This window comes from Kangiella taiwanensis, assembly GCF_020005165.1.
In the GTDB taxonomy this organism is placed as follows: Bacteria; Pseudomonadota; Gammaproteobacteria; order Enterobacterales; family Kangiellaceae; genus Kangiella; species Kangiella taiwanensis.
Genome location: NZ_JAHCLT010000001.1, coordinates 221964 through 235137 on the forward strand (window position 1 = coordinate 221964; position 13174 = coordinate 235137).

Annotated in this window: 15 protein-coding genes; 10 read left to right on the forward strand and 5 right to left on the reverse strand. The window is 44.4% G+C overall.

The features are described 5' to 3' along the window. Positions 1-12: 12 nt before the first annotated feature. Entirely contained in the window at positions 13-489 is a 477-nt protein-coding gene (locus KFK88_RS01055; protein WP_223576800.1) for a Dps family protein, read from the reverse strand. A 184-nt stretch (positions 490-673) separates the two neighbouring features. Between KFK88_RS01055 and tusA the strand changes: the two genes are divergently transcribed. The 4 genes from tusA to KFK88_RS01075 all read left to right on the forward strand — a co-directional run bounded on the left by tusA (position 674) and on the right by KFK88_RS01075 (position 2541). Further along, positions 674-925 (forward strand): sulfurtransferase TusA, encoded by a 252-nt coding sequence (gene tusA, locus KFK88_RS01060; RefSeq protein ID WP_223576801.1) that lies wholly within the window; start codon positions 674-676, stop codon positions 923-925. 26 nt (positions 926-951) lie between these two features. Then, positions 952-1530 carry a DUF1285 domain-containing protein gene (locus KFK88_RS01065; protein ID WP_223576802.1) on the forward strand — a complete coding sequence of 193 codons (579 nt, stop codon included), beginning with the start codon at positions 952-954 and terminating at the stop codon, positions 1528-1530. 38 nt (positions 1531-1568) lie between these two features. Further along, positions 1569-1787, forward strand: coding sequence for a hypothetical protein (locus tag KFK88_RS01070; RefSeq protein ID WP_223576803.1), 219 nt, complete (start codon positions 1569-1571; stop codon positions 1785-1787). Positions 1788-1863: 76 nt separating this feature from the next. After that, positions 1864-2541, forward strand: a complete 678-nt coding sequence (locus KFK88_RS01075) for a type 1 glutamine amidotransferase domain-containing protein (protein WP_223576804.1) — start codon at positions 1864-1866, stop codon at positions 2539-2541. 158 nt (positions 2542-2699) lie between these two features. Here the strand turns inward: KFK88_RS01075 and KFK88_RS01080 are convergent, their stop codons facing one another. The 3 genes from KFK88_RS01080 to KFK88_RS01090 form a co-directional block, all read right to left on the reverse strand. Beyond that, positions 2700-3092 (reverse strand): hypothetical protein, encoded by a 393-nt coding sequence (locus KFK88_RS01080; protein WP_223576805.1) that lies wholly within the window; start codon positions 3090-3092, stop codon positions 2700-2702. 221 nt (positions 3093-3313) lie between these two features. Beyond that, positions 3314-3871 carry a DNA-3-methyladenine glycosylase I gene (locus KFK88_RS01085; protein WP_223576806.1) on the reverse strand — a complete coding sequence of 186 codons (558 nt, stop codon included), beginning with the start codon at positions 3869-3871 and terminating at the stop codon, positions 3314-3316. Between the two features lie 32 nt (positions 3872-3903). Beyond that, positions 3904-4695 carry a tryptophan-rich sensory protein gene (locus tag KFK88_RS01090; RefSeq protein ID WP_223576807.1) on the reverse strand — a complete coding sequence of 264 codons (792 nt, stop codon included), beginning with the start codon at positions 4693-4695 and terminating at the stop codon, positions 3904-3906. 125 nt (positions 4696-4820) lie between these two features. On the opposite strand from KFK88_RS01090, the gene glyQ reads away from it, so the two are divergent. The 5 genes from glyQ (at position 4821) to KFK88_RS01115 (ending at position 9967) form a co-directional block, all read left to right on the forward strand. Further along, the gene (gene glyQ, locus KFK88_RS01095) at positions 4821-5747 is read left to right on the forward strand and encodes a glycine--tRNA ligase subunit alpha (protein ID WP_223576808.1); all 927 of its coding nucleotides are present in this window, start codon (positions 4821-4823) and stop codon (positions 5745-5747) included. Next, entirely contained in the window at positions 5747-7822 is a 2076-nt protein-coding gene (gene glyS, locus KFK88_RS01100) for a glycine--tRNA ligase subunit beta (RefSeq protein ID WP_223576809.1), read from the forward strand. Before glyQ ends, glyS begins: the two co-directional genes overlap by 1 nt. Before the next feature lie 3 nt (positions 7823-7825). Beyond that, positions 7826-8368 carry a D-glycero-beta-D-manno-heptose 1,7-bisphosphate 7-phosphatase gene (gene gmhB, locus KFK88_RS01105; protein WP_223576810.1) on the forward strand — a complete coding sequence of 181 codons (543 nt, stop codon included), beginning with the start codon at positions 7826-7828 and terminating at the stop codon, positions 8366-8368. Beyond that, positions 8365-9135: a sugar nucleotide-binding protein gene (locus KFK88_RS01110; RefSeq protein WP_223576811.1), complete on the forward strand. Its 771-nt coding sequence runs from the start codon at positions 8365-8367 to the stop codon at positions 9133-9135. Before gmhB ends, KFK88_RS01110 begins: the two co-directional genes overlap by 4 nt. A 100-nt stretch (positions 9136-9235) precedes the next feature. Continuing rightward, a complete protein-coding gene (locus KFK88_RS01115) occupies positions 9236-9967 on the forward strand; it encodes a DUF481 domain-containing protein (RefSeq protein ID WP_223576812.1) in 732 nt (243 codons plus the stop codon). Positions 9968-10037: 70 nt separating this feature from the next. On the opposite strand, the gene KFK88_RS01120 is transcribed toward KFK88_RS01115, so the two are convergent. Continuing rightward, a complete protein-coding gene (locus tag KFK88_RS01120) occupies positions 10038-10568 on the reverse strand; it encodes a gamma carbonic anhydrase family protein (protein WP_223576813.1) in 531 nt (176 codons plus the stop codon). Positions 10569-10710: 142 nt separating this feature from the next. Between KFK88_RS01120 and KFK88_RS01125 the strand changes: the two genes are divergently transcribed. Beyond that, positions 10711-13167, forward strand: a complete 2457-nt coding sequence (locus KFK88_RS01125; RefSeq protein WP_223576814.1) for a bifunctional diguanylate cyclase/phosphodiesterase — start codon at positions 10711-10713, stop codon at positions 13165-13167. The last annotated feature ends 7 nt before the right edge of the window (positions 13168-13174 follow it).

The window sequence follows — 13174 nt, forward strand, 5'->3', positions numbered from 1 at the left end:
TACCACGAAGCATTACTTCTGTAGGTGTGAGCGTAACATCCAAGCTGTTTTCTCGTGCACCACCAAACGATCGCCCACTAGACTTGCAGATGACTCGTCATCCGCCTCTTGTGCTGTATGCAGCACTTCTCTCGCGGTTCTCACTACCGTTTCATGGCTATCCACCAAGCGCTCAATCATCTCTTCCGCACCGATGTCGCCCTTCACTTCCTTAATACTCGAAAGTTCGGCAAACTCTTGGTAAGTGCCTGGCGATAAAATGCCCAGAGCTCTGATTCGCTCAGCGATTTCATCAACGGCCTCCGCAAGCTCTGTGTAGTGTTCTTCAAATAACACGTGTAACTGTTGGAAGAACGGGCCAGTAACATTCCAATGGAAGTTGTGCGTCTGTAGATACAAGGTATAGGTGTCAGCTAATAAGCGTGACAAACCTTGGCCCACTTCTTCACGCGCCTTTTCTTCAATTCCGATGTTAATCGCTTTATTCATTCAACAATCTCCTTTAGTTAATTTCTACATCTATCTTAACGAAGCTCTATTAATAAACAAAATTAATCTTTTAAAAGAATGTAATATATTATAACTATGTAAAGTCAATTCGCTTTAGAAACCCAGCCAAAAAGACTAAAATTCGCACAGTTTTTCAATCATATACCATATACATTGAGCCATCATGACAGAATTCAACTTCGATAACTTTGATCGCAAACTCGACGCCCTTGGCCTACGTTGTCCCGAGCCTGTGATGATGGTACGGTTAAATGTACGCAAGATGGACGAAGGCGAAACCTTACTCGTTATCGCAGATGATCCGTCAACAACGCGTGATATTCCGAAATTTTGTACTTTTATGGATCACCAGCTGCTCGCCAGCAGCACCGACGAAATGCCTTATAAATACCTGATCCGTAAAGGTTTGCCATAAATCAGCTAACGAGCGAGACTTTAAGCTTGAGCAACGAAAACGGAAACAATCCGGACTTCAATAACATCTTGAGCGAGATTACGAAAGCTCAGGGGAAAAACCAATTACCACCTGTTGATAAGTGGAACCCGGATTTTTGTGGCGATATGGACTTAGTCATTAAGCGTGATGGCACTTGGCATTATCAGAATTCACCGATTGGGCGACAACGTTTAGTCAAACTGTTTTCAACGGTCCTTAAAAAAGAAGGGGATAATTACTTCCTCGTTACTCCCGTTGAAAAACTCGGAATCAAAGTTGAGGATGCTCCTTTTCTCGTTACTCGGATGGATCTTGAAGATACCGAAAAAGGGCCTGTGATTGTTTTTCATGACAACTGTGACAACAGCTTTCCGCTGAGTAGCCAGCACGCGCTTTGGGTAGAACAAGATCAAAAAACAGGTGAACCCTCACCCTATGTTACCGTTCGGAGCAACTTACACGCCCTAATCCATCGCAATGTGTTTTATGAACTGGTGGAGATTGCCGAAGAACAGGTCATTGATGGTGCTAAGCATCTCGGCGTAATCTCAGCAGGCGAATTTTACAGCCTGGGTACGATTTAGAGTCAAACGATAACCCCTCAATAACAAGAGTGATCACCATGCCTAAATTCCAACCGTTATCTAAATTCACCATCAGCTGCTATTTGATAGCCATTTTACTGATTGGATTTATTCTAGCTAACGATTTCTGGCATTGGCTTGAGCTCCCAGTAAAGCTTCGCGTAGGGTTACTTGTTACCGCTGTCATCATCGGACTGTCAGGCTCCTTGGTCAGCATCATCAAGCAACTAAGAGACATGTTCCGCAAGAACCACTGAAAGTTGGTACTAAGGGTTGAAAAGCAAAACTTCGAAGCCACATCAATAAGTAACACACACCAAACTTGGTTTTCTCATGAAAGTTTTAATGGTTCTTACTTCTCACGATAAGCTTGGCGATACAGGTAACAAAACAGGTTTCTGGTTAGAAGAGTTCACCTCACCCTACTACGTTTTCAAAGACGCAGGAGCTGATATCACCTTAGCTTCCCCCAAAGGTGGTCAACCACCTCTCGATCCAAGTAGCGACGGAGAAGATGCTCAAACGGAATCCACACAGCGCTTTAAAGATGATAAAGATGCTCAGGAACACCTCGCAAATACCACTATTCTGTCGGACATTAATCCTGATGATTACGATGCGGTATTTTATCCCGGTGGTCATGGTCCTTTATGGGACTTAGCCGAAAGCCAAGAATCAAAAGCGATTATTGAGCAGATTTTCCAAGCGAATAAGCCTGTTGGCGCCGTCTGCCACGCCCCAGCAGTTTTCCGTCATACCAATAACAGCGACGGCGAGTCTTTAGTCAAAGGCAAGAAAGTCACCGCCTTCAGCAACTCAGAAGAAGCCGCTGTAGAGCTGACTGACGTCGTTCCCTTCTTAGTTGAGGACATGTTACAAGAAAACGGCGGCGACTATCATAAAGGCAACGACTGGGAGCCTTTTGTGCAAATAGACGGTAATTTAATTACTGGGCAAAACCCTGCTTCGTCTGCCGAAACTGCCAAAGCTGTTCTGGCACAACTAGGATAAATCAAAAAGCCACTGGCACATCTCACCAGTGGCTTCTTTCCTAACATTCTTGGCAAATCCTTTGCCAGCGTCTTCCTTAATGTTCGTCCTTACCTGTTCATCCTGAACTCAATCCGTGAAACATATCCTTATGCTTTCCCTAACCTTCCTTAAAACCATTAAGGCAATTCAGGAATAGAGCTGCCACAAGTGATGGTACGGTAAACTGGGTAGCATTGATTCTTACTGCCCGTAGATTGCGACTCCCAACGCTGTTGATACCAGTCATAAGTGACATACGAGCTTTCATCTTCACCACAACCGATAGATCCGCCTATGGCATCACGATACCCTTCTTCTTCACAGAACTGAGTACCATTCGTCGCATTGATAAAAATATAGTCCAACTGACCATACTGATTTGGGCGCTTTGGATAGTAGAAAGAACGGTAGTCTTGGCTTGCTGTCATACGACTATCCGCTTGCTCAATTTCAGCCGGCGTTTGGTTTGCTGATGCTGACGTTGCTAAAACAGCTGTTGCTACAGCGATGCTTAGTGTTACAGTTTTCATCGTTATTCCTTTTGTATGATTGTGTGCTATATGGTGTGCCCTTAAGGCAATACCAGTATCTAGAAGGAATATGACTGCTTAATGACGAGTCTTTGTCTGTTTTTTGAACGGAACTGTATCTTTTGAAATGTGTCACACAAATACTGCTAAATAACTCTCCCTGTTTGGACCGAAGAACTTTATTTCCAGTTAAAGCAATACTTTTCTAAATCCGATAAACGTTAGAGCTGTCTTAAAAAGCACCCCTCAACATGGTCGTCAACCATGCCAGTGGCCTGCATAAAGGCGTAACAGATAGTACTGCCGATAAATTTAAAGCCATCTTTTTTAAGCTGCTTTGACATAGCATCGGACTCAGGCGTGGTCACGGGAACCTCTTTTAAACTTTTCCAGTGGTTCTTGATCGGCTCGCCACCGATAAACTGCCAGATATAATCTTTGAAGCTTTGTGTCTCGGTAATTGCTAAATAGCGCTGGGCGTTGACTATAAAGGCGTTAACTTTTAGCTTGTTTCTGATAATACCAGGGTCATTTAACAGCTTTTCACGCTTTTTGTCGTCATATTGAGCAATTTTCACGGGGTCAAAGTTATCGAAAACCTTTCGGTAGTGTTCCCTCTTTTTGAGTACCGTGATCCAACTTAATCCAGCCTGTGCGCCTTCAAGGCATAGCATTTCGAATAACTTTTGGTTATCGTATTCTGGACGCCCCCACTCCTTGTCGTGATACTCAATGTACAAAGGATCATCGCTGACCCAGCCACAGCGTTGCTTAGACATAATGACTTTTACTTCCTATTTTTAGAATTATCTTAGTCCTTCGAGTTTGCTGAATAGCTAGCGTTCCATTTCGTTCCAAAATAGCCTGTCACCAACAAAAGAATCAATGCGAAGAACGCTGACACGTACACCAGTAAGTTCGGGTTACCAGCACCATTTTTCACCATAATAGCGATATAGGCCCAAACCCCAACCAGCGGATAGACAAACACTGCAGGATCCAAGCCTTTTCTGATTGATTTGAAACTCAAAACAAATGCAAACAAGACTAAACTTAAGGCACTTTGCATCACGCTAAAACTCGGATCGCTCAACCAACCTTCGCCGTTATCTTTGACCCAACCTAAATCCACCAACCAAGCCGATTCATTGGCAACCAACGCAACGCTGATCCAACCAAAATACAGCGCTAGCGTGATGTTGGCGCTCACTGGACGCGGATTTTTATGGAGTACTGCCAGTAGCAAGCTTAAGAATATGCCCGCCATAACCACTAAAGACCAGCCGATCTGTAAATAAGACCAAACTATGGTCCAACCGATGGTCAGCACCAAACTAACGGTCAGCCAGCAGTTAAATGATTCATGCCCTACTTTGTCTTGAGTAAAGGCCAATCGTACGTCTTTGATCGCGATCACGGCCAACATCACAAATATCAGCCCCCAGATCGAGAACGCATAAGGCGCTGGCGTAAAGTCTGTTGAAAGGCCTTTACTGACAGTCGCTTGAGTCTCGCCATTAATCCCCACAATACTGCTGTAATAGCTAATAAAAATCACCGCAGCCACCAAGATCAGATTGGTAATCGAGCGAATCTTCATCATTATCTGCATTCTCCTGAATTTGTTGGCTTTCTAGGTTAGAAAATAACCCAAATTACCGTATAATCCTACCTTTAATTGGGGTCAGTCGATCCCACTATTCTATTCACTTTAGCGAAGGCATACTCGTGACTCAAGCTAACGACAGTACAAAAACATTTCAGGGGCTGATTTTAACCCTGCAGAATTATTGGGCCGAACAAGGCTGCGTCATTCAACAACCACTTGATCTGGAAGTTGGCGCAGGTACTTTCCACCCTGCGACATTCCTGCGTGCGATTGGCCCTGAGCCATGGAGCGCGGCATATGTACAGCCCTGTCGTCGACCTACTGACGGTCGTTATGGCGAAAACCCGAACCGACTCCAGCATTACTATCAGTATCAAGTAGTGATTAAACCTTCACCTTTGGACATCCAAGAGATGTACTTAGGCTCATTAAAAGCTATTGGCATTGATCCTCTGGAACACGATATTCGCTTCGTTGAAGACAACTGGGAATCACCAACGCTCGGCGCTTGGGGACTCGGCTGGGAAGTGTGGCTAAACGGTATGGAAGTCACTCAATTCACCTATTTCCAACAAGCAGGCGGTTTAGAGTGTAAACCCGTGATGGGTGAAATTACTTATGGTTTAGAGCGTATCGCCATGTATCTGCAAGAAGTCGATAGTATCTATGACCTTGTTTGGACCGATGGCCCGCTTGGCAAAGTCTATTACCGCGATGTGTTCCACCAGAACGAAGTGGAACAGTCAAAATACAATTTTGAACATGCAAACGTGGATAAGTTATTCGATTTATTTGATTACTTCGAATCAGAATCCAATAACCTGATTGAGAATGGCCTGCCGCTTCCAGCCTACGAAATGGTGTTAAAAGCCTCTCACACCTTTAACTTATTGGATGCTCGCGGAGCGATATCAGTCACCGAGCGTCAACGCTTTATCTTACGCGTTAGAACCCTTGCGCGCGCCGTGGCAGAAACCTATTACGCTGCTCGCGAAGAACTTGGATTCCCTATGCTCAACGAAAACGCGCAAAAGGAGGAAAAATAATGACTTCCTCTCAGCAACATTTTGCAGACTTATTATTTGAATTAGGCACTGAAGAATTGCCTCCAATGAGCTTAAAAGCTTTGCGTGACGCGCTCAAAGCTAACGTTGGTGAAGCTTTGAAAGCCAATGATTTTAGTTTTGATACGATTGATGCTTATGCATCTCCTCGCCGTCTAGCCCTGATTGTCAGACAACTCAGCGATGCCCAACCAGATAAAGAGGTTGAGCGCTTAGGTCCGGCAGTTGCAGCAGCGTTTGACGGCGACGGTAACCCTAAACCAGCCGCCGTTGGTTTTGCAAAATCCTGTGGTACCGAAGTCGATCAGCTCGAAAGAATTGAAACCGACAAGGGAGAACGCCTAGGTTTTACCCTTTCGCAAAAAGGCCAGCCGCTAAGCGAGGTTATTGAGCAAATCCTTAACAGCGCACTAAAAAAACTACCGATTCCTAAACCGATGCGCTGGGGAGACTCTTCGGCTCAATTTATTCGTCCAGTTCACTGGACCGTATTGATGCACGGCTCATCAGTCATTGACGCCACTATCCTCGATACCAAAACCGGTAATACGAGCCGCGGTCACCGCTTTATGTCGAAAGGTGACGTCACTTTCCACGATGCTGGCGACTACCTTAATAAGCTCAAAGCCGAGCACGTTATTGTCGACTTTGAAGAACGCCAAACTATTATTGAAGCTCAAGTCAAAGAAGCAGCGGACAAGCTGGGTGGCTCTGCACAAATTGAACAAGATTTGCTGGATGAAGTAACCGCGTTAGTTGAATGGCCAGTCGCTCTTACGGGCGAATTCGACCACGAATTTTTAAAAGTGCCAGCCGAGTGTTTGGTGTCATCAATGGCTGAACATCAAAAGTACTTCCACGTTCTCGATAAAGACGGCAACTTAATGCCTAACTTTATCACCATCAGTAACATCGAAAGCTCGAACCCACGAGTGGTCATTGAGGGTAACGAAAAAGTTATTCGTCCACGCCTCGCTGATGCTATGTTCTTCTACGAAAAAGATCAGCAAACCACTTTAGAGAGTCACCAAGAGCGCTTGAAAAAAGTGGTTTTCCAGAATCAGTTAGGATCGGTTCAGGCAAAAGCTGAACGTGTTGCGGAGCTGGCAAACATCATTGCACCAACTATTGGCGCAGATCCCAAGTTAGCTCACCGCGCAGGCTTATTATCGAAATGTGACCTGACCACGCAAATGGTAGGTGAGTTCGATAAGCTCCAAGGTATTATGGGCACTTATTATGCTCGTCACGACGGTGAAGACGACAGCGTTGCTATCGCCATGACAGAGCAATACTTACCCAAGTATTCTGGTGATGCCTTAGCGCAAAACCCTGTTGGTCAATGCCTAGCTATCGCTGACCGCATTGACACTTTGGTTGGTATTTTTGGTATTGGACAAGTACCAAAAGGCGCTAAAGATCCATTCGCGCTTCGTCGTGCTGCGATTGGTATCATTCGGACGATTGTGGAAAATGAATTGTCTCTTGATCTTGATGAGCTCATCGAGCATTCGCTTAAACAGTTCGACGGTCAGCTGACTAACGATCTCGTGGCAGAAGAGTTGCTCAACTTTATCTTTGAGCGTTTCCGCGCCTGGTATCTTGATCAGAATGTTAGCGCCAATACTGTCAACGCAGTCATGGCAATTCGCCCGACACAGCCACTCGACTTTGATCAGCGCATCAAGGCGGTACAGCACTTCCAAACCTTACCAGAATCGGAAAGCCTCTCTGCCGCCAATAAGCGTGTGAAAAACATTCTGGCAAAAGCCGATGTTGCTGTGCCAGATACTATCGATACTAGCCTACTTCAAGACTCTGAAGAGAAAGCTCTAGCTGAAACCATTAACAAAGTTGAAACAGAACTGGCTGACATCGATAACTACCAGCAGCGTCTATCTCGATTAGCGGCTTTGCGCAATGACGTTGATGCGTTCTTTGATAACGTTATGGTTAATGCAGATGATAACGCTATTAAAGCTAACCGTTTAGCTTTGTTGAAGAAACTAGAAAGTATGTTTGGCTCAGTTGCCGACATCTCCTTGTTGCAAAACTAAGACATGGTCGACTGGTCAAAGAAGAAAGTCATTATTCTGGATCGTGATGGCGTCATTAATCACGATTCAGATGATTACATCAAATCACCAGACGAGTGGGTACCGATAGCGGGTAGCTTACCTGCCGTAGCTCAGTTGAATAAAAGATTCAAAGTAGCGATTGCGACCAACCAATCTGGAATTGGACGCGATTATTACGATCAGGACGTTCTAGCGCAAATGCATCAAAAAATGACACTGCTGCTCGAAGAGCATAACGGTCAAATTGATCACATCGAATTTTGCCCACACCACCCTGATGATGGCTGCGATTGCCGTAAACCAAAGCCGTTGATGCTACAGCGTATCGCACAAGAGTTTGACGCTACACCAGAGCAAGTGGTTTTTGTCGGCGACTCCAAATCAGATTTCGAATGCGCACAAAACTTTGGTTGTGACTTTGTTCTGGTGTTAACCGGCAAAGGGCTGAAAACACTGGATAAACTCGCTGGCAAAGATATTACTATTGAAAAGAGCTTGGCTAAGCTCGTAGAGGAAATACATTGAACACTCTCATCGTAGGCACCGGCAAACTAGGCCAGCGTTTTTATAACTACTTGGTTAGCAAAGGTGAGCATCCTTACACCTTATCTCGCTCTGAGAAATCATGGTCGGATAAACATATTCAGTGCGATCTGTTAAAGGTGAGTGATACGCTTCCAGAACTTCCTATACTGGATAACGTTTATGTTATTCTTGCACCTGATGAACGCACCGAGCCTGCCTATCGCCAGACTTATATCCATGCCGTGTCACGCCTGGTCCAAGAGTTGCACAAGCAACAAACAGGGTTTCATTGTACCTTTCTTTCCTCTACTTCTGTTTATGAAGGCAACCTAGAGCCCGTGATCGACGAGTCTGTTAAACCAAAGCCAGCTAATTTTAAAGGCAAGGCACTACTTGATGCAGAAAAAAGTGTGCGTCACTTACACCAGAATACTTCTGTAGTGCGAGCGTCAGGCCTTTATTCAGAAAACCGACCCAAACTTATTGAGAGCCTGCTAGATATCGATAAATACCATGACCCAAAATGGCTAAATCTGATTCACGAAGATGATTTATGCAGATGGTTGCATTTTGCTGGTCAACGCGAGATTAATTTATCGATTGCTGCCGATGGCCACGCCTTTACCCGACAGCAACTTCAGGATCATGCTGCAGGCAAAGAGTTCGAGGATTCCAAGCCGAATAAGCAATATCACTCTGTGCTGCTCAAGCGTATTAGCCTTAAGTATCCGGACATTTTTCACTGGTTTAATGAGACCCAAAGATAAAACCTGAATTGAGCTAACGTTTAGGGGGTGATCCACCGGCACGATCTGTTACAATTTGCCCCGCTAACCCCCAAAAGATTGAACTTGCGAGATTTTTACTATGACAATGAAAAGACATTTAATTGCTTTAGCGCTTTGCGTTGCTACTCCAGCAGCTTTTGCTGATGGCCTACTCTCTGACGCTCCAGAAGAAGGCTACCAAGGACACATTGATCTTGGTTACATTAGCACTTCAGGTAACACCGAAACCGAAAGCCTGAATGGCGAGTTCGACTGGGTTGCACGCGCTTCTGAAAATTGGGCAACCGGTATTCAAATCACCGGCGTCAGTAACTCTAGTGAAGACGAGCGTGATGCAGAACAGTACACTTTTGCTTGGAATAACCGCTATGACCTTAGCGAGAAAAGCTTCTTATACGGCATTATAGATTATAAGAACGATTATTTCGGTGCCTATGACTATCAAGCAGGTGCATACCTAGGTTATGGTCATCAATTCTACAGAAGCGATGATGGACACTTCTCTCTAGGTATTGGTCTTGGTTACCGCATCAACGCCGTATTTATTGGTGAAGATGAGAAAGAAAGTGTAATTCGTGGCGACCTTGACTTCGCTCACAGGCTGACAGATAACGCACGTTTCACTCAAGTCATTAGTGCGGTATGGGGACAAGACGTTGATACCTATACTTCTAAATCAGCAATTTCTACTAAGATCTCTGAAAACTTAGCCATGAAGTTATCTTACTTAGTTAACTATAACTCTGTGGTTCCAGTTGGTGCAGAGAAGACAGACCGCACAACGACCGTTGGTATTAGCTACAGCTTCTAATGCTTTAGAGTTCAAAAAACCGGCCTAGAGCCGGTTTTTTTGTACACACAGTTTCTTCTCAACAAAAACCTTAGTCTTCCATGTGTTCATCTTTCAATCGAACATAGTTATCTGCTGAATATTTAAAGAACTTGATTTCTTCATCCGTCAATTTGCGGATCTTTCTTGCTGGTGAGCCAACCCATAAAAAGCCACCTGTGAGCTCACGCCCCGGCGGCACTAGGCTGTTGGCACCAATAATGGCATTCTCACGCACAATGGCACCATCCATGACCACTGCTCCCATGCCAATCAAGCAGTTGCTTTCGATAGTACAGCCGTGAAGAATAGCTTTATGCCCCACCGTCACATTATCGCCAATCACTAAATCATGACCTTCTGGGTCATAGGGCCCAGCATGAGTGACATGGCATACGGTACCATCTTGAATGCTGGTTCGTTTTCCCACTCGTATAGAGTGTACATCTCCGCGTAATACGGCCATAGGCCAAATCGAGCTATCTTCTCCTATCTCAACATCGCCCAAGACTAGGGCGGTATCGTCAACAAAGGCTTTTGCAGCAAGTTTTGGTGTTTTTTTCTGAAAAGTTCGAATAGTCATAGACTGTATTTTCGATAAGCTTGCCCTATTTTAGCGATAAACACAGCAATCGCAAAATAAAACTCCCTTCTATCATTTGACAAACCCTACCCACCAGCTATTCTAAAGAGGTCTATATCCTATAAATAATATTCAACGTGGAGTGAAAAGGGTACCATTGGAGCAAAGGATTAAGCCATTCGATCAGCATCTTCTCAACAGCATTCTCGATAATGATTATGCTGCGCTACTGATCTGCAATAAACGCTATGTTATTAAAGCTGTATCGATCGACCCCGTTGTTTCTTCTAATTTATTACTCGGGGAAGAAATCGAGAATATCTTGCCTCCAGAGTTACTGAATAACACCCAACGTCGCGCCATCGTTAAACTCCCTAAACTAGGGGTTGATAAAGAATTTGTACTTTCGACACATAAGCTGACAGCAGGAGAATCATTTGCAGATCAGATTTTGACTCTGCAAACGCTTCCCAACCTGAACCTAGCTACCCCAGCATTTAAGGATGCGGTAAAAGACTATAAAGAAACCATTCTACAAAATTCTCCAATCTTTATTTATGTCCTTGACTATCAACAACAGATCTTCTCAGAGGGCTTAAATAATTACTCCAAACTACTCGGATACTCAAAAGATGAAATTATGGGTATGCCTAATGGAGTATATAGTTTCATCCATCCAGATGATCTTAGCGTTGTTGAAGAGCAAGAACGACAACTGCGACACAGTGAAGATCGCACGGTAGTTCCAGCAGAGTTTCGCCTCCAGCATAAAAGTGGCGAGTGGTTTTGGATTCAAGTTCATAGCACGATTTACTCTCGGGATAGCGACGGAGAACCCCTCATTGAGATTGGCTCTATCCACAAAATGGATAAAGATCATGAAGCAGAGCTAGCATTACAACAAAAAGACAAGTACTACCGAACCTTAGTTGAAAACAGTTACGACTGTATTTTGATGTATGACAAAAACGGTATCGTCACCTACATATCCCCTTCTGTAACTCGTGTTACTGGTTACACTGACGAAGATTTGCTGGGTAAGACTCTCGAAGGTTTTGTCTATGAAGATGATCGCGAGGATGCCAGCGTCAATCTCCGTTACGTCGCCGAAAACCCCGGCGCATCCTCCGTCGTCGAGCGACGTATCCGTCATAAAAATGGCGATATCCTGTGGATTGAAAGTCGTCTAGCAAATCATCTCGATGACCCTGATATCCAAGGCGTTACCATTAATTTCCACGTTATTACTGGGCGCAAAGAATCGGAAGAAAAAATTCACCGTCTGGCTAACTTTGATAGCCTCACAGGTCTTGCTAACCGAAATCTACTGCAAAGCTGTTTACTTCGTGATATTGAAAACTGTCAGGCCAAAGAGTCAGCTCTAGCCTTTATGTATATTGATCTCGACCGCTTTAAACAGATAAATGACACTCTGGGCCATGCCACAGGTGATGATTTATTAGTCGCGGTTACTGAGTTCATGAAAAAGTGTATTCGATCAGGTGATACGCTTGCACGCGTTGGCGGTGATGAATTTGCCGTCATTTTGCCCAACATCGAAACAGATGAAGCTCAAGCGGTTGCTGAACGATTGTTGCGCTATTTGAAAAGCCCCATAAAGGTGGGCACTCATCGCGTTCAAACAAGTGCCAGTATTGGTATTAGTATGTTCCCCGACCACAGCGACAATGCTGAAGATCTCTTCAGGTTTGCTGATATGGCAATGTATTCGGCGAAAGCGGAACGTAACCAAGTACAGTTTTATAAACGCAAGTATAGTCAGCAAGAAAGCAAGCGTAGAATGATCGAGAAAAAACTGAAAGTAGCTATTGCTGAACGTCACCTGCACCTCTTTTATCAGCCACGTGTCGATATTCATACCGGTAAAATTAGAAGTGTCGAAGCTTTATGTCGCTGGGATGATGAAGAAAGCGGCAGTATTCCACCTAACATATTTATACCCATTGCCGAAGAAACGGGGCTGATACATGAGCTAAGCCAATTAGTCATGGAAATGGTATGCCAACAGCTAGTGGACTGGCATAACACGGGCATTGATGTCCCAATTGCTTTTAACTTATCGGTAAAAGACCTCAAGTACTTCGATCTTGTACATAACCTTCGTGACACCATCAATCACTATGGTGTCTCGGGAAATATGCTTGAAGTTGAAATCACTGAAAGTGCAGCGATGACCGATGTCATCAATACGGTCAAAGTTCTAAAGCAGCTGAAACAGTTCGGCATAAAACTATCGATTGATGATTTTGGCAAAGGCTACTCTTCGCTCGCCTACCTCAGCCAACTGCCTGTCGATAACCTAAAAATCGATAAGTACTTTGTATCGCGCTTAAGCCCTAATTTCAAAGACCACATGGTAAATTTGAATATTATCCGCACCATCATATCGCTTGCTCAAAGTCTGGGACTAAATACCGTTGCAGAAGGGATCGAAACTCCTAATCAATACAACACTCTTAAATCGCTGGGGTGTCACATGGGGCAAGGTATCTTTTTCTATCACCCAATGCCAGCTACACAGTTATCCAAATTACTCCATAGAGAAGCACGCCTAGCTCGTAATACCATCAACCAATAAGACTCCT

Bases quoted from the DNA above. Each gene is read 5' to 3' on its own strand.
- KFK88_RS01115 (WP_223576812.1), top strand. From the start codon at position 9,236: ATGACAATGAAAAGACATTTAATTGCTTTAGCGCTTTGCGTTGCTACT.
- KFK88_RS01090 (WP_223576807.1), bottom strand. From the start codon at position 4,695: ATGATGAAGATTCGCTCGATTACCAATCTGATCTTGGTGGCTGCGGTG.
- tusA (WP_223576801.1), top strand. From the start codon at position 674: ATGACAGAATTCAACTTCGATAACTTTGATCGCAAACTCGACGCCCTT.
- KFK88_RS01120 (WP_223576813.1), bottom strand. From the start codon at position 10,568: ATGACTATTCGAACTTTTCAGAAAAAAACACCAAAACTTGCTGCAAAA.
- KFK88_RS01070 (WP_223576803.1), top strand. From the start codon at position 1,569: ATGCCTAAATTCCAACCGTTATCTAAATTCACCATCAGCTGCTATTTG.
- KFK88_RS01085 (WP_223576806.1), bottom strand. From the start codon at position 3,871: ATGTCTAAGCAACGCTGTGGCTGGGTCAGCGATGATCCTTTGTACATT.
- KFK88_RS01055 (WP_223576800.1), bottom strand. From the start codon at position 489: ATGAATAAAGCGATTAACATCGGAATTGAAGAAAAGGCGCGTGAAGAA.
- KFK88_RS01075 (WP_223576804.1), top strand. From the start codon at position 1,864: ATGAAAGTTTTAATGGTTCTTACTTCTCACGATAAGCTTGGCGATACA.
- glyS (WP_223576809.1), top strand. From the start codon at position 5,747: ATGACTTCCTCTCAGCAACATTTTGCAGACTTATTATTTGAATTAGGC.
- KFK88_RS01080 (WP_223576805.1), bottom strand. From the start codon at position 3,092: ATGAAAACTGTAACACTAAGCATCGCTGTAGCAACAGCTGTTTTAGCA.
- gmhB (WP_223576810.1), top strand. From the start codon at position 7,826: ATGGTCGACTGGTCAAAGAAGAAAGTCATTATTCTGGATCGTGATGGC.